The organism is Serratia ureilytica, from assembly GCF_013375155.1.
GTDB classification, from domain to species: domain Bacteria; phylum Pseudomonadota; class Gammaproteobacteria; order Enterobacterales; family Enterobacteriaceae; genus Serratia; species Serratia ureilytica.
On record NZ_JABXOF010000043.1, the window covers coordinates 1 to 201 of the forward strand.

1 rRNA gene is annotated in these 201 nt (G+C 53.7%); it reads right to left on the reverse strand.

Going from position 1 to position 201, the window contains the following annotated elements:
- Positions 1 to 201: ribosomal RNA gene (locus tag HWW83_RS25920) — 16S ribosomal RNA — on the reverse strand; the annotation flags it as partial.

Consider the following 201-nt stretch of genomic DNA (forward strand, 5'->3'; position numbering starts at 1 on the left):
CAGTAATTCCGATTAACGCTTGCACCCTCCGTATTACCGCGGCTGCTGGCACGGAGTTAGCCGGTGCTTCTTCTGCGAGTAACGTCAATTGATGAGCGTATTAAGCTCACCACCTTCCTCCTCGCTGAAAGTGCTTTACAACCCGAAGGCCTTCTTCACACACGCGGCATGGCTGCATCAGGCTTGCGCCCATTGTGCAAT